Source organism: Paenarthrobacter aurescens (assembly GCF_025421775.1).
In the GTDB taxonomy this organism is placed as follows: domain Bacteria; phylum Actinomycetota; class Actinomycetes; order Actinomycetales; family Micrococcaceae; genus Arthrobacter; species Arthrobacter aurescens_B.
This window is the reverse complement of sequence record NZ_JAOEFX010000005.1, coordinates 297,228-317,196: the sequence shown is the minus strand read 5'-3', so window position 1 is coordinate 317,196 and position 19,969 is coordinate 297,228. Positions and strand designations below refer to the sequence as shown.

Below are 19,969 nucleotides of genomic sequence, written 5' to 3'. Positions count from 1 at the left end.
TTGCTCAGCCGCTGAAGGCAGGCGCAGGCCGTGGCCTGCACCTGCATGGTTTCACGCCGAGCGAAGCGCCCTGTCACTCATGGAGCGGGATCCCCGTCCAACGGCCAAGGTGCCGGACTGCACGATTTCACGGATGCCGAACGGCTCGAGCACTGAGAGCAATGCAGCGAGCTTCTCGGGGGTACCGGTTGCCTCGATCACCAACGAGTCTGTGGACACGTCGACGACGGCGGCACGGAACAAGTCTGCAGCTTGGGTAACCTGCAGGCGTGTCGCGGCATCCGCACGTACCTTGACCAGGATGTGGTCGCGTTGTACGGAAGATTCGGAAGTCAGCTCCACAATCTTGATCACGTTGACCAACTTGTTGAGCTGCTTGGTGACCTGCTCGATGAGGTCGCCGTCGGCGTCGACGACAACCGTCATGCGGGACATGCCGGGGACCTCGGTGGGTCCTACAGCCAGGGAATTGATGTTGAAAGCGCGCCTGGCGAAGAGGCTGGCCACGCGGGTCAGCACACCGGGCTTGTCTTCTACCAGAACGGACAGTGTGTGGCGGGTCATGCCTAGTCCTCCTCTTCCCATTCCGGGGTCATGTTGCGGGCAACCTGGATCTGGTCATTGCTGACGCCCGAAGGCACCATCGGCCACACCATCGAGTTGGGGCTGACAACGAAGTCAATGACCACGGGACGGTCGTTGATCTCAAGTGCCTTCTGGATGGTGGCGTCGATGTCTTCGTCGCGCTCACAACGCAGTGCGGCACAACCATAGGCGTCGGCCAGCTTCACGAAGTCCGGAATCCGGATGGTGTCGTGGCCAGTGTTCAGATCCGTGTTCGAGTAGCGGCCCTCGTAGAACAGCGTCTGCCATTGGCGGACCATGCCCAGCGAGGAGTTGTTAATGATGGCGACCTTGATCGGGATGTTGTTGATGGCGCAGGTGGCCAGTTCCTGATTGGTCATCTGGAAGCAGCCGTCACCGTCGATGGCCCAGACCACGCGGTCCGGTTCACCAACCTTTGCACCCATGGCTGCCGGAACCGAGTATCCCATGGTTCCTGCGCCGCCTGAGTTCAGCCAGGCGTGCGGCCGTTCGTACTTGATGAACTGGGCGGCCCACATCTGGTGCTGGCCTACTCCGGCTACATAGATGCCTTCCGGACCTGTGAGTTCACCGATCCGTTTGATCACCCGCTGCGGGGCAGTGAGACCGTCTTCCGGCTCAGTCCACCCCAGGGGGTACGTATCGCGCAAGTTGCCAAGGAAGGCCCACCAGGAATCGAGGTCCGGGGTTCCGCTCAGCTCGAACTGCGTCTTCACTGCCTCGGTGAGTTCCGGAATGATTTCCTTGACCGAGCCAACGATCGGGACATCGGCAGTCCGGTTCTTGGAAATTTCCGCGGGGTCGATGTCGGCGTGGATGACCTTGGCAAACGGGGCGAAGGTCTTCAGCACACCCGTGACGCGGTCATCAAACCGGGCACCAAGGGTGATCAGCAGATCCGCCTGCTGAAGCGCCGTCACGGCAGACACGGATCCATGCATGCCGGGCATGCCGACGTGCTGGGGGTGCGAATCGGGGAACGCGCCGCGGGCCATCAAGGTAGTGACCACGGGAGCGCCGGTGGCCAGCGCAAGCTCCATGAGCTCCGCCGAGGCATGGCCCTTGACCACGCCACCGCCCACATAGAGGACAGGCTTGCTGGCTGCGGCGATCAGCTTGGCAGCCTCGCGGACCTGCTTGTTGTGGCCGCGGACCACAGGGCGGTAGCCCGGCAGGTCCACCTTCGGCGGCCAGGAGAAGGTCATCTGACCTACCTGGGCGTCCTTGGCAATATCCACCAGGACCGGACCGGGACGGCCAGTGGACGCGAGGTGGAATGCCTCGGCCATGACGTGCGGAATGTCATTGGGGTCGGTCACCAGGAATGAGTGCTTGGTGATGGGCATCGTGATTCCCACGATGTCTGCTTCCTGGAAGGCATCGGTGCCGATGACTCCACTGGAAACCTGGCCGGTAATGGCCACCATCGGCACGGAGTCCATGTGGGCGTCCATGATGGCGGTAACGAGGTTGGTGGCACCGGGTCCCGAGGTGGCGATGCAAACGCCAACCCGTCCGGTGACCATGGCGTAGCCTTGCGCGGCGTGGCCGGCTCCCTGTTCGTGACGGACCAGGATGTGATTCATCCTGGAGGCCATCAAGGGGTCGTAGGTGGGCAGGATCGCGCCACCGGGCAAACCGAAAATATCGTCCACGCCGAGTTCTTCGAGCGAACGGACAATTGCTTGCGAGCCGGACATCACCGTTGGGGGTACAACGGTGTTCGGCCCAAGTACAGGAGAGAGAGGTGCAGCAGCGTCGACGACGACGGCCTCAGCCGTGCGGTCGACCTTTTCCGGAGCTTTGTGGGCTCCAGCGGACTTTGCAGCCATCAGCGAGGGGCTGATCGGCGATCCTTTGCTCATCGGACTCTTCCTTAGTGGATCTTCAATTGATGGGTCTTGCTTCTGGCACTGCTGCCCCGCTGCACTGCGCCGTGCTTGTTGACGAAATCAACCGCGGGGAATAAAAAAACCCCTCAGCCTTCCGGCTCTTCGAGGGGTTTGCGCGTGACAGTTCGTTACCAGTCGGGCTAAGCCACGCGCTTGGTAAGGACGACGACGCCGACGGTAACGAATGTGATCATGCGTTCAGTGTTCCCTCTAAGTGAGATACGTGTCAATCGACCACTATCGTATCTCACTATTTGGACAGCAGTGTCCGCCCACCGGACTCCATCCGTCTCACGACAGGTAGAGCCCGGTGCCGGTTTTAGCCGCAGTAGGCGCCGGTGGAGGCGCTGTGGACCAGCTTGGCGTACTTAGCCAGGACACCCTTGGTGAACTTGGCGGGCAACGGCTCCCAGCCCTCCTTACGGGCTTCGAGCTCGGCCTCGTCAACAAGCAGGTCGAAAGATCGGGCAGCAATGTCGACACGGATCCGGTCCCCATCCTTCACGAAGGCGATGGGGCCGCCGTCCACCGCTTCCGGGGCAACGTGCCCGATGCACAGGCCGGTGGTACCTCCCGAGAAGCGGCCATCCGTGAGAAGGAGGACATCCTTGCCAAGGCCCGCACCCTTGATGGCTCCGGTGATCGCCAGCATTTCGCGCATGCCCGGGCCTCCCTTGGGGCCTTCGTAGCGGATGACAACAACGTCGCCCTTGTGGATTTCACCATTGTCCAGTGCATTGAGGGCGCCCTGCTCGCGCTCGAAGACGCGCGCAGTCCCTTCGAAGACGTCTGCATCGAAGCCTGCGCTCTTCACCACGGCACCTTCAGGAGCCATGGAGCCGTGGAGGATGGTGATGCCGCCGGTCTTGTGGATGGGATTGTCCAGCGCGCGGAGGATCTTGCCGTCGAGGTCCGGCGGGTTGATCGAGGCGAGGTTTTCGGCAAGCGTCTTTCCGGTAACAGTGAGGCAGTCGCCATGCAGCAGCCCGGCGTCGAGCAGTGCCTTCATGATGACGGGCACGCCGCCGATCTTGTCCACATCAGTCATGACGTACCGGCCGAAAGGCTTGAGGTCCCCCAGATGCGGGATTTTGTCGCCGATGCGGTTGAAGTCGTCCAGCGTCAGCTCGACTTCCGCCTCGCGGGCGATTGCGAGCAGGTGCAGCACAGCGTTGGTGGAACCACCGAAGGCCATGGTGACGGCTATGGCATTCTCAAACGCCTTCTTGGTCATGATGTCGCGCGCGGTGATACCCAGGCGCAGCAGGTTTACCACCGCTTCGCCGGACTTGCGGGCGAAATCATCACGACGCCGGTCTGCCGACGGCGGAGCTGCTGAACCCGGAAGGGACATGCCCAGGGCCTCTCCGATGCAGGCCATGGTGTTGGCCGTGTACATGCCGCCACAGGCGCCTTCGCCGGGACAAATGGCCTTCTCGATGCGGGTTAGGTCTTCCATGCTCATCTTTCCGGCGGCGCAGGCGCCGACGGCCTCGAAAGCGTCAATGAGGGTGACTTCCTTCTCCGAACCATCCTCAAGCTTGACCCACCCCGGCATGATCGAGCCTGCGTAGAGAAAGACCGAAGCAAGGTCAAGGCGGGCGGCAGCCATGAGCATGCCGGGAAGGGACTTGTCGCAGCCGGCCAGGAGAACCGAGCCATCGATACGCTCGGCCTGCATCACAGTCTCCACGGAGTCGGCAATGACTTCGCGGGAAACAAGCGAGAAGTGCATGCCCTCGTGGCCCATGGAGATGCCGTCCGAAACGGAAATGGTGCCGAACTGCATGGGGAAACCACCGCCGGCATGGACGCCCTCCTTGGCGCCCTGCGCAAGACGGTTAAGCGAGAGGTTGCACGGGGTAATTTCGTTCCACGAACTCGCGACACCAATTTGGGGTTTGGCAAAGTCGTCGTCGCCCATGCCAACGGCGCGGAACATGCCACGGGCAGGGGCCGCGTGAATGCCGTCGGTGACGACCCGGCTGCGGGGTTTGATGTCCGGCGTGTTATCTGTCGCATTCTGGGTGGTGTCACTCATGACCAAAGTCTATGGGTACCCAGGAGCCGGAGTCGCTGTTCCCTGCCGCGTTAAGCGGGATCAGCCGAATATTGCGAGCTGTTTGCGGTCATATATGCAACCTGCCCCTCAAATATTGAGACGCGATTCATGGAGCTCCTTTGTGATGGTTGCCGCCTCGCTCTTCAGCATGTCCAAAACGCTGCGGATTGTTGCCCGCACCGCAACCTCCTGACGCGACAAAGCAACGATGCTCCTGCTCGCTTTTACATCCGTCAGAGGCCGAAGGACCAGGCCCCGCCTCGCACTCACCCGGGCCGTGTAACGCGGAAGGAGGCAGATACCGTGGCCCGCACCCACCAGCGCCTCCAGTACCCTGAGGTCCGGATACCGTTGGCCCCTCCGGGCTTGCTTTCCGGCGCGGAGTTCGATCTGGCGTAGGACCGTGTCGAAAGGGAACCCCTCCGGGACACCGATCCAGGGGTAATCCACAACATCCTCGGGACTCAACCGCTCTTTCGCTGCTAACGGGTGGCCCGCGGGCATGGCGACGTCGAGGGCTTCTTCCAGTAACGGGACCACCGTCAGGCCCTGGCGCGCGAAGACCTCCGGCCCATCGACGCTGTGGGCAAGGACGATGTCGTAGTCCGCCACCAAGGGCGCAAAATGCGCTGTCCCCGGATCCTCGAATGCGCGTCGAAGGTAAGGCCCTCCACTGCTGCGACCCGATGCAGCATCCCAGGCAAGAGCATTTCGGCTGCGCTGGGGAAGAATGCGGCGGAAACGCGCGTCTGCCAGCCCTGCCTGTAAGTGTCGATAGTGGACTCAGCCCGGGCCATTGCTGTGGCGATGTCCGCAGCGGCCGCCGCCATGGCTTGGCCGGCTTCAGTCAGCTGTACTCCCCTGCCAACTTTCTCAACCAGGATCACGCCGATTTCCGTCTGGAGCGTCTTCAGTTGCTGGGAGACTGCCGAAGCCGTGACATTCATGGCCTCAGCCGTGGCGCCGACGCTTTGCCTGTCTGCCAACTCGCGCAGAATCTGCAGCCTCTTGAAGTCCATTGAGCCAGCCTAGGCGACCCGGTGAAATTCATTTCCAATGGATTCTTCGGATGGATAATTTCCCTAAGGAAGCTGACTAATTTCCATGGAACAGCAGGTCAAACGCTGGACAGCCCATTAGCGGCCACGTAACGTCAGGAACACCACGAACTGCACCGCGTGAGCAGAAGGGCATCAACCATGGACTTGTTAATTTGGGTCATTGTCATTGTCTTGGTCATTGCTATTGTTTGGTGGCTAATGAACCGCAACAAGGCGCGCAATTCCACCTCAGCCCCGGCCCCGGCAGCGATGGAGCCAAGCAACACTTCCTCCGTGCCGGATGCAGCCGCGGCAGCCGCAGGCGTGGCCGGATTGGCCGGAGTAACAAACCTCGGCAAGGCCGCCGCGGAGGGCAGCGGTCCGACCGGTGACGAATCAATCGGCGACGAACCAACCGATGTAAAAGCCAGGAGGGATGAAGCGACCCCGCCCGATTCCTCCAGTGATAACGTCGGGAGTGATGACGTCGAAAGTGGTGCCGTCGAAAGTGGTGCCGTCGAAAGTGGCGGCGTCGAAACCGAGCCACGTTCCGCCGTCGACGATTCCCCGGACAGCGCTTCTCCCGACGGCGCTTCTCCCCACACCCTGCCGGCTGCAACTCCGGGACTGTCAGTGGAAGAGCCTTTCATCGCCGCGCCGGTGGTTGACGAGCCGGTAGTCGACGAACCCGTAGTGGACACCGACGCAAAACTGCATGCGGCAGACGCTGGCGACGTGGATGACTGGGATGCCGGTTCATCACAGCCCATCGCCTCCCCGGACTCCGCAGAATCCCCCACCACCGGTTCGCCGTCGTCGTCACCACAAGTAACCGCTGACGACGTCGACAGGGCCGACGACGCAGCCGACAAGGCCGAGTGGGAAGCGTCCTGGACCGATGAGAGCGGCGCCCCTGTCCATCACCACGAATACACCGATGCGCATTCCCCCACCCTTCCAGGGGCGGAGTCCGCTGCGGCGGAGTCTGCTGCAGCGGAGGATGCCGCAGGCTCGGGGCATCTGGCCGCTGAGCACCCCTACGGAACCGGATCTTCCAGCACCCCAGGTGCCGGGTACCCCGTGAAGGCCAGTGCCACAGCGATGACCTACCACGACGAAGATGCGGCAGGTTACGACGACGTCACCGCGGACGTGTGGTTCGAATCGGCCGCGCACGCCGAAGCCGCTGGTTTCCGGCCGCCGAGGCGCAACAGGCACTGAACCGGCACCGTAGGAGGCAGCCATGGACAGGCAGGGAGCGGAGCGGCGAACCCGCCTCCTGGCTGCCGTCGCACTCTCGCTGACCCTGATGCTTGCCGCGTGCACGGGCAGTCCGTCGTCGCCGGGCACGGCGGCAACGCCGGATACCACCGCCGCCCAGGCCACACCCAGTCCCGGCGGAACCCAAGGGACACTGACCCCTCCCCGGGCTCCCGAGGTCGACGGAAAGCTCGACGTCGGGTTGCGGCTGCCGTGGTCGGTCGTGTTCCTGCCGGATGGCACAGCGGTAGTGTCCGAGCGCGATTCCGCTCAAATCAAGGGAATCCGCGACGACCAGGCCACCACGATTGGCGAGGTTCCCGACGTCGTTCCCGGAGGAGAGGGCGGTCTTCTTGGCCTTGCCCTGTCTCCGACGTTCCGAGCCGACCGCTGGCTGTACGCGTACTTCACATCGGAGAGCGACAACCGGATCGTGCGGATGCGGCTGGATCAGGCCCCCAGCGGCGAACTGGAACTCGGCGAACCGGAAGTGATCTTCGCCGGCATGCCCAAGGCGTCGACGCACAACGGAGGCCGGATTCGTTTTGGGCCCGACGGATTCCTGTACGTAGGCACCGGCGACTCCCAGCGGCGGGAACAGCCACAGGATACCAACGCCCTCGGCGGCAAGATCCTGCGGCTGACCCCGGAAGGCAGGCCAGCCCCCGGAAATCCCTTCGGCGACAATCCCGTCTACAGCTACGGGCACCGGAACGTCCAGGGCCTGGCTTGGGACAGCGCAGGAAGGCTGTGGGCCAGCGAGTTCGGTCCGGACGTCGATGATGAACTCAACCTGATTACGCCAGGCGGAAACTACGGCTGGCCTACCGTCACCGGGGCGCCCGGCAGAAACGGTTTGATCGACGCCAAGGTCGTGTGGCCTTCAACCTCCGAAGCGTCGCCAAGCGGGCTGGAAATCATCAATGGCGTGGCCTACACGGGGGCCCTTCGTGGCCAACGTCTCTGGGCAGTCCCGCTCAATGGCGAGACAGCAGGCAACCCTGTGGCCTATTTCACAGGACAATATGGGCGATTAAGGGACGTGGCCCAGGCCCCGGACGGCACACTGTGGGTCCTCAGCAACAACAAAAACCCTGACTTTGCGCTGATCCTGAGGGCTGCCTCCTAAGATCGCAGGGCGGGTACATGCCGATTTCACAGTTCGGGGGAAGTCGTGTAGAGTTACATGTCGTTGCGGAGATCGCCGGGGAAATAAAAGCCCTCGATTGATCAATGACAACAGCTGCACCTCTAGCTCAACTGGCAGAGCAATTGACTCTTAATCAATGGGTTCCGGGTTCGAGTCCCGGGGGGTGCACCAACAAAAGGCCTTGGAGTGAATTTCATTCCAAGGCCTTTTTGCTTTTCCAAGCCTCCCTATGTCAATGAGATGGCGTTCATCACGCCCTCGTCATTGTGGTCCGGGGCCCGCAAAAAGTGGTGTAGAGTTATTTGTCGTTGCGGAGCTCAACCAGGAATGCGAATTCCTTGGAAAAGCCCAAACAATGCTGCACCTCTAGCTCAACTGGCAGAGCAATTGACTCTTAATCAATGGGTTCCGGGTTCGAGTCCCGGGGGGTGCACCACACAGAAAGGCTCCGGATCGTTTCTACGATCCGGAGCCTTTTCTGTTGCCCTGTCAGGAGCTCCCCGGGTTCTCGCGGAGTTCTCCCCGGGTTCTCCCCGGGTTCTCCCCGCTGGGGGGGAGAAACCAGCTGACGTCAGGCGTGGGGCGAGTCGGTATCGCTCGCCTGGGAATCCTTTTCGGGCGCCGGCAGGCCAGCCAGCCCCCGGACGACGATCCTCAGTTCCTCGCGCAGCCGGGCTGTGTCCACTGCCACAGGCGACAAGACGTCCTGCTCCAGCTTTACGGCTTCCGCGAGGGCGGCACTGCCGGCCTCCGTAAGGGTCACCACATGACTCCTGCGATCGGAGTCGCTGCGTTGTCGGGTGACATGACCGTGCAACTCCAGGCGCGCAAGAGTGGTGCCCATTGTCTGGGCCTTAACCCTCGCAACTTCGGCCAGGGCCGCCTGCGTAATTGCACCCTTGGCGGCGAGCACCTGCATGGCAATGACTCCGGCGTGGGTAAGGCCGATGGACTTCAGTTTTTCGTTCCACGAGATTTCCACCAGGCGCGCAGCTGTCGAAAGCAATCGGGTGGTGGGCCATCTCTCCATATCTGGCATGCCGACAGTATATGCGTGGACGGGGCGCGGGCGTGGCTTCTCCCCACTAAACTGGGAAATCGCGATCGTAAGCAAGGAGCATATTTTGGCCGAACGACTTATCCCGGGCGACGCTGCCCCGGACTTCACCCTTCAGGACGAAACCGGCAATAACGTCAGCTTGACGGACTTCCGTGGGCGAAAGACCATCGTCTATTTCTACCCGGCAGCCTCCACGCCCGGGTGCACCAAGGAAGCTTGTGACTTCCGCGACACGCTTGCATCCCTGCAGGCCGAAGGCTATGACGTTGTTGGCATCTCCCCCGATCCCGTCAAGTCGCTGGCAAAATTCGCGGCGGAGGAACAGCTGACTTTCCCGCTCCTCTCGGATGAAGATCACTCAGTTGCCGAAGCCTACGCAGCGTGGGGCGAGAAGAAGAACTACGGAAAGACATACATGGGGCTGATCCGCTCCACCATTGTTGTTGACGCGGAAGGCAAGGTCTCGCTGGCGCAATACAACGTCCGCGCCACAGGGCACGTGGCAAAGCTCCGGCGGGACCTCAAGCTCGATAAGTAGCGGGTACACTGGAGGCCGGTAGATGGCCGCCCCCCTGGGGCAGACCGGCCAACAGCCAGCGCGAGTGGTGAAATTGGCAGACACGCAGGATTTAGGTTCCTGTGCCTTCGGGCGTGGGGGTTCAAGTCCCCCCTTGCGCACAGCAGGTAAAGAAGTAGAAGGGACACCCCCGGCCGCGGATAATATGCAGCCGGGGGTGTTTTTCCTCAAGCAGCGGGGATAGCTTCCTGAATTTGCGCTGGGAAGTGCACTCAGGACGTTCAACTAGACTGGAACGCGGTCTGGCCGAAGCCGGCCACAGCACTTCCAACCGGCTTGAGGGGACAAGAGTGGCAAGCAGCAAGATACGGCGCCTGACCGTGCAGTTCGGAGCTGTCGTTGCGGTTTTGGGGCTGGCAGCGTGTACCGGAGCACCTGGCCCCGCGCCGTCCTCGTCCGCGAGCAGCTCCGCGCCCGCGGAGCCTACCGCCACCTTCAATTTCGGCACGGCATCCATGCCTCTGGGGCTCGATCCCGCCATGACTGCCGATTCCGAGTCGTACCGGGTCACCCGCCAAGTCCTCGAAGGCCTCGTTGGCGTGGACGGCGCAACTGGTGAGACGAGTCCCCTCCTTGCCACGGAGTGGAAGGACAGCAACAACGGGCTTACTTACGATTTCACGCTTCGCTCCGAGGTGAAATTCCACGACGGAACGCCGCTGGACGCCGCCGCTGTTTGCGCCAACTTCAACCGCTGGTTCACCTTTCCTGCAGACCTTCGAAAGCAAGCACCCGGAATCTCGTTCCAGGGGGTGTTCAAGGCGTACTCCGACGAGCCCGTGTTTTCCATCTTCAAGGACTGCAAAGTGGTTTCGGCCAGCGATGTCCAGATCAACCTGACGCGGCCCTTCACTGGGTTCCTGAAGGCGCTGACCCTCCCCGCCTTCGCCATCTCCTCGCCCACCGCCCTTGAGGCGCAAAAAGCGAACGTGCTGGACCAGACCCTGAACGGCCAGGCTGTGTCCGCCTATGCCAGCCACCCCGTAGGGACGGGTCCTTATGAATTCAGTGCCTGGGATGAGAACAAACTTACGCTCGCCACGTACAAGGGCTACTGGGGCAAGCGGGGCCAAATAGCCACCATCAATTTCATCCCCTACGATCGAGCCGAAACGCGGCAGCAAGCCCTTTTGGACGGGAAGATCGACGCCTACGACCTCGTGACGTCGGGGACTTTTGACCAGTTGGTCAAAAAGGGTGTCCAGATCATCCAGCGCGACCCGTTCTCCGTGATGTATCTCGGGATCAACCAAGCCGTGGCGCCCTTGGAGAAGCTCGAAGTCCGCCAGGCCATCGAAATGGCAGTCGACAAGGAAACGCTGATCCGGCGGTTCTTCATCGACAACACGGCACAGGCTTCACAGTTCGTGCCGCCCAAGCTCAGTGGCTTCAACAACAATGCACCGTCCCTCGGGTACAACCCCGAGAAGGCCAAGGAACTGCTGGAGAAGGCGGGCTACAAGGGTGAGGAAATCAAGTTCTACTACCCGCTGAACGCTACCCGCGCCTACATGCCCACTCCCGAGAAGATCTATGCCGAAATCAGCCGCCAGCTGGTTGCCGTGGGCTTCAACATCAAGCCGGTGCCTGTGGACTGGGAGGGCGGCTACCTGCAACGCGTTCAGTCGGCGGGAGATCGCGGACTGCACCTCCTGGGCTGGAATGGCTCCTACGCCGACGCCGATAACTTCCTGGGGCCGCTGTTCGGCGAAACCCGGGCAGAGTTCGGCTATGCGGATTCGGAAGTCTTCCACAAGATCGAGCGGGCACGCGCCATGCCGGACGGCGACGACCGCAACGCCCAGTACCAGGCCATCAACGCAGAGATCGCAGCCTCGGTACCGGCAGTGCCGATCGCCTTCCCCATCTCCGCTTTGGCGTTGTCCAACAAGGTGGAAAGCTACCCGGCTTCACCGGTCCTCAACGAAGTTTTCACGAACGTCCGCTTAAAGCCTTGACGTTCGCCCGCAATTTCAGTATTGGGTCTGCGCGGGGATATTCTGTGACAGCCAGTGCCGCCGCTAACGGAGATTGATCGTGACCTTCATTTCCAAGACTCAACATGCCGACGTCGTCCTTATTGGCGGCGGAATCATGAGTGCCACCCTCGGTGCGTTCATCAAGCAACTTGAACCCACCTGGACCATCTCCTTGTTCGAACGCCTCGACGAAGCGGGGCTCGAGAGCTCCGGACCGTGGAACAACGCCGGCACCGGACATGCCGCCCTGTGTGAGCTTAACTACTCGCCGGCAGCCAAAGACGGTTCCGTGGACCCTTCCAAGGCCCTCCACATCAACGAACAGTTCCAGCTTTCCCGGCAGTTCTGGTCCCACTTGGTGGACAGCAAGGTGATTGGGTCCCCCAAGGGCTTCATCAACACCGTTCCGCACATGAGCTTCGTCATCGGCGATGACCACGCGGACTTCCTCAAGACCCGCTACGAGGCCCTCAAGCCCAACACGCTGTTCCGCAGCATGGAATACACCGAGGACCAGGCCCGGATTGCCAAGTGGGCGCCGTTGATCGTCAAGGGCCGGGACCGCAAGCAGCGCGTTGCCGCCACGCGCGCAGCAGAAGGCACCGACGTCGATTTCGGTGCGTTGACCCGCGAGCTGACCACCTACTTGCAGGACAGCGGTGCTGAGGTCAACTACGGCCACGATGTCACCAACATCAGCCGCGCAGCCGGTGGCGGATGGGACCTTTCCATCAAGCACCCCAAGTCGGGTGAACACGGCCGCATCCACGCCAAGTTCGTCTTTGTCGGCGCCGGCGGCGGTGCGCTGCACTTGCTCCAGGCATCCGGTATTCCCGAAAGCAAAGGCTACGGCGGTTTCCCCGTATCCGGCCAGTTCTTCCGCTGCACCGACGACGCCATCACGTCCCAGCACAGCGCCAAGGTCTATGGCCAAGCGTCCGTGGGCGCGCCGCCCATGTCGGTCCCCCACTTGGACACCCGCTATGTTGACGGCAAGCGTTCCCTCCTCTTTGGCCCGTACGCCGGCTTCTCCACGAACTTCCTGAAAACGTCCAGCTACCTTGACCTGCCGCTGTCCATCCGTCCGGGAAACATCATCCCGATGCTGGCAGTGGCCAAGGACAACATGGACCTCACCGCTTACCTCATCAAAGAGGTTGCCAAGCGGCACGAGGCCAAGGTTGAGGCCCTGCGCGAGTACTACCCCGAGGCAGCCGGCGGCAACTGGGAACTGATTACCGCTGGCCAGCGTGTACAGATCATCAAGAAGCACCCGCAGAAGGGTGGCGTCCTGCAGTTCGGTACCGAGGTCATTGCTTCCCGCGACGGTTCCATTGGCGCCTTGCTTGGCGCCAGCCCTGGAGCTTCAACAGCCGTGCCGATCATGATCGAACTGCTGCAGAAGTCCTTCCCCAAGAACTTCAAGGGTTGGCAGTCAAAACTCAAAGACATGATGCCGGGCTACGGCGTCAAGCTCAATGAAAACCCCGACCTTGCCGCCGAACTGGAAGCAAGCACCGCCCAGTCGCTGCAGCTGGAAGTTGCCAACGCCGTCCAAAGCTAGGCCATACCCGGGGCTGCGGCCGGTTCCCGTCAGACGAATCGTTACGTAGACCCTGGGAGTCAATGCAATGTTCCGCCTGGCCAAGCTTTCTCTGGGAAACCGGGCCCTGATCGCGCTGATCACCGTCTTTGCGGCGGTGTTCGGCGTGATCACCATGGGATCCCTGAAGCAGGAACTCATTCCGTCCATCGAGTTCCCGCAGATCACTGTGGTGACCTCCATGCCAGGCGCCTCCCCGGAGGTCGTGGACAAGCAGTTGAGCCAGCCCCTGGAAACAGCACTGAACAGTGTTGAGGGACTGGAGTCCACCACGTCGACCTCCCGCAACGGTGTATCGCAGATCACCATGGTGTTCACGTACGGGTCCAACCTTGACCGGGCACGGAACCAGATCGACCGGGCCATCTCGAACGCCAAGCGGGTGCTGCCCGCCGACGTCGAGCCCCAATCCATTGCCGGGAACATCAGCGATTTCCCCATCGTCTACCTGGCCGTGTCCTCGGACAAACCCCTCAGCGAACTCAATGCCGACCTCTTGCGGCTGAGCGTTCCCCGGCTCCAGAAGATCGACGGCGTCCGCGGCGCCGATGTGACGGGCGGGGCCAGCCAGCACATCCTGATCCAGCCCCGTCCGGCGGACCTGGCCACCAGCGGCGCGTCCGTTCAGGCCATCAGCAATGCGCTGAAGAACAACGGAACTTTGGTCCCTGTGGGCACCATCGAGGACCAGGGCAAGACGTTGTCCCTCCAGCTCGGCAGTCCCGTGGATTCCCTGGACATCATCAAGGCGCTTCCCCTGACGGGTGCGAAGAATGCTGCCACCATCGGGGCAGTGGCCGACGTCAGCATCGAGGACGACGCCGCAACCTCCATCACGCGCACCAATGGCAAACCGACGCTGGCGCTGTCCGTCACCAAAAAGCCCGAGGGCGATACTGTGGCGATCTCGCATGCCGTGCGCGACGCGATCGGACCAATGCAGGACGAACTGGGCAACAACGCCACCTTCACCCCGGTCTTCGACCAGGCCCCGTTCATCGAGAAGTCCATCAAGGACCTCACCACCGAAGGACTCCTCGGCCTGGGATTCGCCGTGGCCGTTATCCTGGTGTTCCTGATGTCCGTACGGTCCACGCTGGTGACTGCCGTCTCCATCCCGCTGTCCCTGCTGATTACGTTCATTGGCATCTCGGCCACGGGCTATTCGCTCAACATCCTCACCTTGGGTGCGCTGACCATAGCCATTGGTCGCGTGGTTGACGACTCGATCGTGGTGATAGAGAACATCAAGCGGCACCTCAGTTACGGCGAACACAAGCTGACGGCCATCCTGACTTCCATCCGTGAAGTCGCCGGAGCCATCACAGCTTCCACCCTCACCACGGTGGCCGTATTCCTGCCTATTGCCTTCGTGGGCGACCTTGCCGGTGAGCTGTTCCGTCCCTTCGCCCTGACTGTGACCATTGCGCTGTTGTCATCGTTGTTGGTCTCCCTGACGATCGTTCCCGTTCTGGCCTATTGGTTCCTGTCCTCGCCGGCCAAGGGCGCTGAGGCAACAGCGTCCACCCAGGCCGCGGCCGAAAAGGCCCGCCAGGCCGAACAGAGGAGCCGCCTCCAGCGCGGTTACCTTCCGATCCTCGCGAAGACACAGAAACATCCTGTCATCACCCTGTCCGCGGCAGCTTTGGTCCTCGTCGCGACCATCGCTGTCTCGCCGCTGCTGGCCACTGACTTGCTGGGCCGCTCCGGTGAGAACAGCATGACCGTGCGCCAAGTCCTCCCTGCGGGGACAAGCCTGCAAGCCACCAGCGATGAGGCCGCCAAGATCGAAGATTCCCTTAAGGGCATTCAAGGCATCAAGGACGTGCAGGTCACCTCCGGAAATGCACAGACGGGTTTTGCTGCCCTGACGTCCACCGGCTCATCCAACTCGACGTTCACGATTGTGACCGACGAGAAAGTGAACCAGACCAAGCTCCAGGACGAAGTCCGCGCCAAACTCCAAGGGGCAGCCGGGAAGGTCACGGTGGGGTCCCAGCAAGGCGGATTCGGCACGTCCTCCACCGTGGACATCACCATCAGGGCGGCGAATTCCGCGGACCTTCAGGCGGCCAGCGATGCCATGGTGGAGGCGATGGACGGTGTCCCCGGCAGCACCGGGGTAGCCACCAACCTGGCGTCCTCCCAATCAGTGGTCCAGGTCCGCGTGGACCGGGCCAAGGCCGTGGCCGCGGGGCTTACAGAGGAACAGGTGGGTGCCTTCCTGGCATCCACGGTCAGCCCCATCCCGGCGGGCACTGTCAGGATCGAAACCAACGACTATCCGGTACAGATTGGCGAAGGCACGCGCTTCACCAGCATTGCCGCGGTGCGCGCGCTCCAGCTCCCGACGACTCGTGGTCCCGTAACGCTGGAAAGCGTCGCCGCCGTCGAACAGGTTGACACGCCCGTGTCCATCACGAGCAGCAATGGACAGCGGACCGCGCGGGTGACCGTAACGCCGTCGGGCTCCAATCTGGGCAGCGTCAGCACCGCTGTCCAAGAACGCCTGACCGCGGTGGAGCTTCCAGCGGGTGTCACAGCCACTATCGGAGGTGCCACAACCCAGCAGGCCGAATCTTTCCGGCAGCTTGGCTTGGCGCTACTGGCTGCGATCGCCATCGTGTACGTGATCATGGTGGCCGCCTTCAAGTCACTCGTCCAGCCGTTGATCCTGTTGGTCTCTGTGCCATTCGCGGCAACGGGGGCGGTGGGCTTGCTGCTGCTGACCGGTGTCCCGCTGGGACTGCCCTCGCTGATCGGCATGCTGATGCTGGTGGGCATTGTGGTGACCAATGCCATCGTGCTCATCGACCTCATCAACCAGTACCGTAAACCCCACGACGGGAGTCCGGGGATGAGCGTTGCCGATGCCATCACGCACGGTGCACGCCAGCGCCTCCGTCCCATCCTGATGACAGCGTTGGCCACGGTGTTCGCGCTGACCCCCATGGCCCTGGGCCTCACGGGCGGCGGCGGATTCATCTCGCAACCTCTCGCGATTGTGGTGATCGGCGGACTGGTCTCGTCCACTGCGTTGACGCTGGTGCTGGTTCCCGTCCTCTACAAGCTGGTGGAGGGGCGCCGGGAGAAGAAGCAACTCCTCAAAGAGCTGCAGGACAAACCGACGCCGAAACCTGGCGACGGCGCCGGCGGCCCGTCCGCCAGTGGAGCTGACGGGTTCCAAGACTGGACCACGGGCATGATTCCGAGGGTCAAAGGCCGCCGCGCGGCACACAACCCCGGAGAATAGCGGACTCCCCAACACACCTGCGCATATGAGGCAGGGCCGGGAACATTTCCCGGCCCTGCCCTGTTACAGGCACTGATACATGCAAATGCATCTAGTTTGAGGTACACTGTTCACAGAGCCCGGGACCACGGGCAGGGAGAAAGGCACATCATGCAGATCGGCGTATTCAGCGTCAGCGACATCACCACTGACCCCACCACGGGCCACACGCCCACGGAAAACGAACGCATCAAAGCCTCCGTTGCCATCGCCAGGAAGGTCGAAGAAATCGGCATGGATGTCTACGCCTTGGGCGAGCACCACAACCGGCCGTTCTTCTCTTCCTCTCCCACCACGACGTTGGCCTACATCGCGGCCCAGACCGAACGCATCACGCTCTCAACTGCCACTACCCTGATCACCACCAATGATCCGGTCAAGATCGCCGAAGACTTCGCAATGCTCCAACACCTGTCTGACGGTCGCGTTGATCTGGTTCTTGGCCGGGGCAACACGGCGCCCGTCTACCCGTGGTTCGGGAAGAACATCCAGGACGGCGTGGAACTCGCGATCGAAAACTACAGCCTGCTCCGCAAGCTATGGGATGAGGACACAGTCAACTGGTCCGGCAAGTTCCGCACGCCGCTGCAGAACTTCACCTCCACGCCGCGACCACTCGACGACGTTGCCCCCTTCGTGTGGCACGGTTCCATCCGCACGCCGCAGATCGCAGAAGTGGCCGCCTACTTCGGAGACGGCTTCTTCGCCAACAACATCTTCTGGCCCAAGGAGCACTACCAGCAGCTGATCGGCCTCTACCGTGAGCGCTACGAGCACTACGGCCACGGCAAGGCTGACCAGGCCATCGTCGGCCTGGGTGGACAGTTCTTCATGAGGAAGAATTCCCAGGACGCGGTGAAGGAATTCCGCCCGTACTTCGATAATGCACCGGTGTACGGCCACGGACCCTCGCTGGAGGACTTCACGTCGCAGACGCCGCTCACCGTGGGAAGCCCGCAGGAGGTCATCGAAAAGACGCTGACGTTCCGGGAGGCCTTCGGTGATTACCAGCGCCAGCTGTTCCTGATCGACCACGCCGGCCTTCCCTTGAAGACCGTACTGGAGCAGTTGGACCTCTTCGGCGAGGAAGTCCTGCCTGTCCTGCGGAAGGAATACGCTGCCATGAAACCGGCCCACGTACCGGACGCCCCAACGCACGCCTCCCGCGTTGCTGCCGCGCTGGAAGCGAAGGTCAGCGAATCTGCAACGGCCGGAGCTGCGGGGCAGGACGCCTGATGTCCAGCCAACCGGCGTCCTCCGCCGTTCGCCTCGCCGCCGAGACCTGGGAGTCGTTGTTCCGCTCCCAGGTGGCGGTGATGCGGAAGCTTCAGTCCGGACCGGCGTTCAAGGAGCTCCCCGTCAAGGAATACGACGTCCTGTTCACTCTGTCCAGGTGCCCGTCCGGCCAGCTTCGGCTCAACGAAATCAACGACAAAGTGCTGCTGAGCCAGTCAAGCTTGAGCCGTTTGGTTGACCGCTTGGAGAAGCGCGGCTTGGTGGAGCGCACAACAGCGCCCGACGACGGCCGCGGAGTCCTGCTGTCACTCACCGAAGCAGGAAGCGAACTTCAGAAGACGATCGGCCGCGAACACGTGCGCGACATCGCCCACTTGGTGGCGCCCGCCCTCACGGCCGATGAGCAGCGCGAGCTGTTGCGCCTGACGGAGAAGCTCCGCGCCTCAGTGGCCGAACACTAACGCAGACTGACGAGCTCCCGGTAATCTTCCACCGGGAGCTCGCCGTTGACTGACGCACTGACTTTGAGGGTCTTCAAGGACAAGCTGCCACCCACGGTAGAGAGGAAGGCAGTGTCCGAGGAGTCACGTCCCGCAGTGATGCGGAGCATGGATTCCCGCGGCGCCAATCCAGTGGGGTCAATGACGTGCCAGGCACCATCAATGTAGGCCTCGGCCACGGCGTGGAAATCCATGGGACTCAAACCAGGCGCGTACACCGCAGCCAGGCGCGCAGGCACATCCTTGGATCTCAACAGGGCAATGGCAAGGTGGGCAAAATCGCGGCACACCCCCTTGCGGTGAAGCAGGGTTTCCACCGCACCGTCAGTTCCCCGGGACGACCCACTGACGTACCGGAGCTCGCCATTGACCCAGTTGCGGACTGCGTTGAGCAAGCCGGCCCCTTGCAGGCTGCCGAACTCTGCGTACGAGGTAGGCAGCAGCCTGTCCGACTCGGCATACCTGCTCGGCCTGACATAGCGGATCAGCTCCATTGGAGCAGGAACGTCGGGTTCGGCAAAGCCGTGAACGGTTGCCCGGTAATCCACTGTCACTTCACTGGGCTCGCTGAATTCGAGGTACTGGAACCGGCCGCCGTGGTGGTCGCTCAATTCGGCATAGGGAACCTCAACGCCGGCCATCGTGATGGAAAGGCTTTCCGTCACTGAGTCATAGCCAGGGTTGTTGGCCACAGCAATAGCCATGGCCACTTTGGTGTTGGCCGCGGTCTTGAAAACGAGCGAGGCAGCAACGTTGCGTTCCATTGATCTCCGGAGTGGGTTGCGGCGGACAGCCCCCATCGCCGCCGTATGTGTGAGTCAGCCAATCGCAGGACTACAGATTGACCTTCAGAGACAGTAGCATCCGCTGGACATTGGCGAATTCAGAACCGTGGACCACATACTTTGCGGCAAGGTCCAAGGTGTCGAACGCCTTGGCCGGTGCCACCTTCTCGTCAGCGGCGAAGGCATGGATCGCCGGTACATCCCCAAAGGAATAGTCGCCCTTTCCTGCAGGGCCCTGCACCCGGTTCCTCAGTTCACAGGATTGCCCGTCCGCGCCCGCCACCACGTTGGTGATGCCGTAGGAGCCGAAGAACTTATACCCCTGGACCACGCGGAAAACCACTCGCGGATCAATGGTGTCCGGGCCGTCCGAGTGCGGGACGTCCAAGGGCACGCTGCTGATCACCACATAGGGGCGCCCCTGTCCGGCCGGGCAAGCAGCGGGGACGGCTGGGGGCATGCCTGTCTGGAGTGTGGCGATGTATCGCCCCGCACCGTCCTTGACTTCCACCTTCACGGCTCCGGCCATGGAACCGGCCTCGGGAGATACCGACTGGGCTATCCAGTCCTTGGGCATCTCGAAGCTGACCGTCCTGGCCGAATCCGTATAGGTCTTCCAGGTCAACGCGGTTGCTGCCGCGCTTGGGCTTGCACTGACCGGATCGGTTGCAGCCGGCGTTCCCTCCGACCCGGGTGTCGTGGATGGTGAGCTGCCAGCAATGCCGGGTTCCGTCGTCGTACTGTCCGACGGCGTTCCTGTTCCCGATTCCGACGTGTTGGGCTGCGACGTGGCCGTCGACGTGACCTGGGGGCCCTTGTTTTCCGTCGAGCAGCCTGCTGCGGCAAGGAGTAAGGCCCCGGCCAGCGCCAATGCAGCGAGCCGCCCGGGAGTGCACTTCACGTTCACTATGCCCTTCATGAGCCCAG

The 19,969-nt window shown here is 62.2% G+C and carries 14 protein-coding genes, 3 tRNA genes and 1 pseudogene; 11 read left to right on the top strand and 7 right to left on the bottom strand.

Annotated features, from left to right (window positions below; translation table 11 throughout):
* Positions 1–51: 51 nt before the first annotated feature.
* From ilvN to N7568_RS25860, 4 genes and pseudogenes are all read right to left on the bottom strand, one after another.
* The gene (ilvN, locus tag N7568_RS13210; RefSeq protein WP_021470923.1) at positions 52–564 is read right to left on the bottom strand and encodes an acetolactate synthase small subunit; all 513 of its coding nucleotides are present in this window, start codon (positions 562–564) and stop codon (positions 52–54) included.
* Between the two features lie 2 nt (positions 565–566).
* Positions 567–2,471: an acetolactate synthase large subunit gene (locus N7568_RS13205; protein ID WP_261610263.1), complete on the bottom strand. Its 1,905-nt coding sequence runs from the start codon at positions 2,469–2,471 to the stop codon at positions 567–569.
* Between the two features lie 346 nt (positions 2,472–2,817).
* Entirely contained in the window at positions 2,818–4,539 is a 1,722-nt protein-coding gene (gene ilvD, locus N7568_RS13200; protein WP_261610262.1) for a dihydroxy-acid dehydratase, read from the bottom strand.
* A 108-nt stretch (positions 4,540–4,647) separates the two neighbouring features.
* A pseudogene (locus tag N7568_RS25860) lies at positions 4,648–5,579 on the bottom strand (LysR family transcriptional regulator).
* 240 nt (positions 5,580–5,819) lie between these two features.
* Between N7568_RS25860 and N7568_RS13185 the strand changes: the two are divergent.
* From N7568_RS13185 to N7568_RS13170, 4 genes are all read left to right on the top strand, one after another.
* Positions 5,820–6,821, top strand: a complete 1,002-nt coding sequence (locus N7568_RS13185; RefSeq protein WP_261610260.1) for a sunset domain-containing protein — start codon at positions 5,820–5,822, stop codon at positions 6,819–6,821.
* Positions 6,822–6,843: 22 nt separating this feature from the next.
* Positions 6,844–7,989, top strand: a complete 1,146-nt coding sequence (locus N7568_RS13180) for a PQQ-dependent sugar dehydrogenase (protein ID WP_261610259.1) — start codon at positions 6,844–6,846, stop codon at positions 7,987–7,989.
* Between the two features lie 116 nt (positions 7,990–8,105).
* Positions 8,106–8,181 (top strand) — tRNA-Lys (locus N7568_RS13175).
* Between the two features lie 189 nt (positions 8,182–8,370).
* Positions 8,371–8,446, top strand: a tRNA-Lys gene (locus N7568_RS13170).
* A gap of 135 nt (positions 8,447–8,581) precedes the next feature.
* On the opposite strand, the gene N7568_RS13165 is transcribed toward N7568_RS13170, so the two are convergent.
* Entirely contained in the window at positions 8,582–9,049 is a 468-nt protein-coding gene (locus tag N7568_RS13165) for a MarR family winged helix-turn-helix transcriptional regulator (RefSeq protein WP_261610258.1), read from the bottom strand.
* An 85-nt stretch (positions 9,050–9,134) separates the two neighbouring features.
* Between N7568_RS13165 and bcp the strand changes: the two genes are divergently transcribed.
* The 7 genes from bcp to N7568_RS13130 all read left to right on the top strand — a co-directional run bounded on the left by bcp (position 9,135) and on the right by N7568_RS13130 (position 18,218).
* Positions 9,135–9,608: a thioredoxin-dependent thiol peroxidase gene (gene bcp, locus N7568_RS13160; RefSeq protein ID WP_261610257.1), complete on the top strand. Its 474-nt coding sequence runs from the start codon at positions 9,135–9,137 to the stop codon at positions 9,606–9,608.
* A 58-nt stretch (positions 9,609–9,666) separates the two neighbouring features.
* Positions 9,667–9,748 (top strand) — tRNA-Leu (locus tag N7568_RS13155).
* Positions 9,749–9,937: 189 nt separating this feature from the next.
* Positions 9,938–11,605 carry an ABC transporter substrate-binding protein gene (locus tag N7568_RS13150; protein WP_261610256.1) on the top strand — a complete coding sequence of 556 codons (1,668 nt, stop codon included), beginning with the start codon at positions 9,938–9,940 and terminating at the stop codon, positions 11,603–11,605.
* Positions 11,606–11,684: 79 nt separating this feature from the next.
* Positions 11,685–13,190, top strand: a complete 1,506-nt coding sequence (locus N7568_RS13145; protein WP_261610255.1) for a malate:quinone oxidoreductase — start codon at positions 11,685–11,687, stop codon at positions 13,188–13,190.
* Between the two features lie 67 nt (positions 13,191–13,257).
* A complete protein-coding gene (locus N7568_RS13140; RefSeq protein ID WP_261610254.1) occupies positions 13,258–16,482 on the top strand; it encodes an efflux RND transporter permease subunit in 3,225 nt (1,074 codons plus the stop codon).
* A 150-nt stretch (positions 16,483–16,632) separates the two neighbouring features.
* Positions 16,633–17,757 (top strand): LLM class flavin-dependent oxidoreductase, encoded by a 1,125-nt coding sequence (locus N7568_RS13135; protein ID WP_261610253.1) that lies wholly within the window; start codon positions 16,633–16,635, stop codon positions 17,755–17,757.
* Positions 17,757–18,218 carry a MarR family winged helix-turn-helix transcriptional regulator gene (locus tag N7568_RS13130; protein WP_261610252.1) on the top strand — a complete coding sequence of 154 codons (462 nt, stop codon included), beginning with the start codon at positions 17,757–17,759 and terminating at the stop codon, positions 18,216–18,218. Before N7568_RS13135 ends, N7568_RS13130 begins: the two co-directional genes overlap by 1 nt.
* Here the strand turns inward: N7568_RS13130 and N7568_RS13125 are convergent.
* Positions 18,215–19,021, bottom strand: coding sequence for a transglutaminase-like domain-containing protein (locus N7568_RS13125; RefSeq protein ID WP_261610251.1), 807 nt, complete (start codon positions 19,019–19,021; stop codon positions 18,215–18,217). The genes N7568_RS13130 and N7568_RS13125 overlap by 4 nt on opposite strands.
* A 70-nt stretch (positions 19,022–19,091) precedes the next feature.
* A complete protein-coding gene (locus N7568_RS13120) occupies positions 19,092–19,961 on the bottom strand; it encodes a hypothetical protein (protein ID WP_261610250.1) in 870 nt (289 codons plus the stop codon).
* Positions 19,962–19,969: the final 8 nt, after the last annotated feature.